Genomic DNA, 1,963 nt, shown 5'->3' on the forward strand with positions numbered 1-1,963 from the left:
AATTGTACCCCCGTAAACCATAACAGAGGGTCGGTTGAGCCTGATCATAGCCATAAGCGCCCCGGGCATATTCTTATCACAGCCAACCACGGTAACCAGGCCATCGTAGTTCATGGCCTGAACCACAGTTTCCATAGAGTCTGCAATAATGTCTCGGGACGGGAGCGAATACCGCATACCGTAGGTTCCCATGGAAATGCCATCACTGACCCCAATGGTATTAAAGACCAGACCGACTAAATTTCCATGGGCCGTGCCCCTCTTCACATGAAGGGCAAGGTCATTGAGATGCATATTACAGGGGTTCCCTTCATATCCGGTACTGGCGATCCCCACCAAAGGTTTCTTAAGATCTGCTTCGGATAATCCCAGGGCATAGAGCATGGCCTGTGAAGCGGGTTGCGTCGGATCCTGGGTAACTTTTTTACTGAATTTGTTGAGCATATATTCGCTGCAGAAAGCCTGTATTATTAGCGTTTTTTTCAAAGATATAAGTTTGAAAAACGCCTATTTCCCGATAATCGGGAGGTTTAGAGGCTCATTTCATCTTATAGAACCCTAATGTATTGTTATTGTGATGGTTATATCAAATAAAATACCATATTCAACTTTCCCCTGAGTTCCGGAGCTATTTGGGAATACGACACGAGTAGGGCATTTTGAGGCGTATTGCGCTACCCAGGCGCCCGGATAGCCGTTTTGCGTATCTTGCGGATCGAATCAAAATCGGCCTATGGAAAAAACGGTTAGTGAAGCTATTGCCTACAGAAGGGCGGTCCGCGTATTTGAAACTACTCCCCTCGATCCTTTGAAGGTGAGGGAATGTATTCGCCATGGTGCCCTTGCGCCCACCAGCAGTAATCTGCAACTCTGGGAGTTTATCCATATCACCGATCGGCAGACCCTAGGGGCACTATCCAGGAACTGTTTTGATCAGAATGCCGCCAAAACGGCCCAACAAATTGTGGTCGTAGTGGCCCGAAGGGATTTATGGAGAAAGCGGGCCAGGGCAAACCTCGGGTTTCTGAACACCCAGTTCGAGGGCAATACAAATGAAAAGTGGCAACGTCGTCGTAAAATGGCACTGAATTATTACAGCAAACTTATTCCCACACTCTATACTGAGTTTCTGGGGATCTTTGGGGGTATCCGTTATATTTTCTTCTGGGTGGTCGGGCTGTTCAGGCCGATATACAGGCAGGTCCGGAAATCCGACCTGAGGATCGTTACCCACAAAAGCGCTGCCCTGGCGGCGGAGAATTTTATGGTTTCTATGGCAGCCATCGGCTATGATACCTGCCCGATGGAAGGTTTTGATTCGCTAAGGGTAAAAAGGATGCTAAAACTCCCCATAGGGGCAGAAATCAATATGGTTATCGGGTGCGGAGTCCGAAATGAAAAAGGCGTCTATGGCCCTCGTTTCCGAGTCCCTTTTGAACAGGTTTACCGCCAGATTTAAGAGTTACCCTAGTTTTTCAAAACCAATTACATCCCCGAATTGCATCTGCCCGATTCGATCCTGAGACTTTGCATCGAGTTGCAGGATTCTGGGATATCCTCCTGTGGTCTGCCCATCCCTTAAAAGGATAATGAGACGCCCGGAAGGTGTAATTTGCACAGTCCCCGGCAAGGTTGCGGATGTAATGATACGGATCTGGTGGGCCGGAAGGCTCGGCTCGAGCTGGCAGGCCATTCGATTGTGATTTTTTGAAACCTGATACCTATTAGCAAATAATTGGTTTATATAATCTTTTTCAAATAACTCATATTCAGGCCCTGGACTAACTAAAATATTAATTTTTTTCGAAAGGTGATGAGATTTTATTTTAAGCAATTTAGGATCAAAATCGGTATTGGGATTATAAGGTACTTCTGCGCCCTTTTTAAGGGTATTCCCCGGGGTTATCGGATAGAATTGTGAACGGGATCCCAGTTTGAGATCGGATTGGAAGCCCCCCTTAAC

2 protein-coding genes and 1 pseudogene are annotated in these 1,963 nt (G+C 46.8%); 1 reads left to right on the top strand and 2 read right to left on the bottom strand.

Annotated elements, in window-relative coordinates:
- A partial coding sequence (locus WBV75_RS10745) for a dihydroxy-acid dehydratase (RefSeq protein WP_424120609.1) occupies window positions 1-444 on the bottom strand: 444 nt, incomplete at its 3' end.
- A gap of 289 nt (window positions 445-733) precedes the next feature.
- Here WBV75_RS10745 and WBV75_RS10750 point away from each other — a divergent pair.
- The gene (locus WBV75_RS10750; RefSeq protein ID WP_424120608.1) at window positions 734-1,459 is read left to right on the top strand and encodes a nitroreductase family protein; all 726 of its coding nucleotides are present in this window, start codon (window positions 734-736) and stop codon (window positions 1,457-1,459) included.
- A 3-nt stretch (window positions 1,460-1,462) separates the two neighbouring features.
- Here WBV75_RS10750 and WBV75_RS10755 read toward each other — a convergent pair.
- Window positions 1,463-1,963: pseudogene (locus WBV75_RS10755) on the bottom strand (biotin-dependent carboxyltransferase family protein); the annotation flags it as partial.

Source organism: Robiginitalea sp. (genome assembly GCF_049588695.1).
Classification (GTDB): Bacteria; Bacteroidota; Bacteroidia; order Flavobacteriales; family Flavobacteriaceae; genus Robiginitalea.

Excerpts from the sequence above, each read along its gene's own strand:
- WBV75_RS10750 (WP_424120608.1), top strand. The coding sequence starts at position 734 with ATGGAAAAAACGGTTAGTGAAGCTATTGCCTACAGAAGGGCGGTCCGC.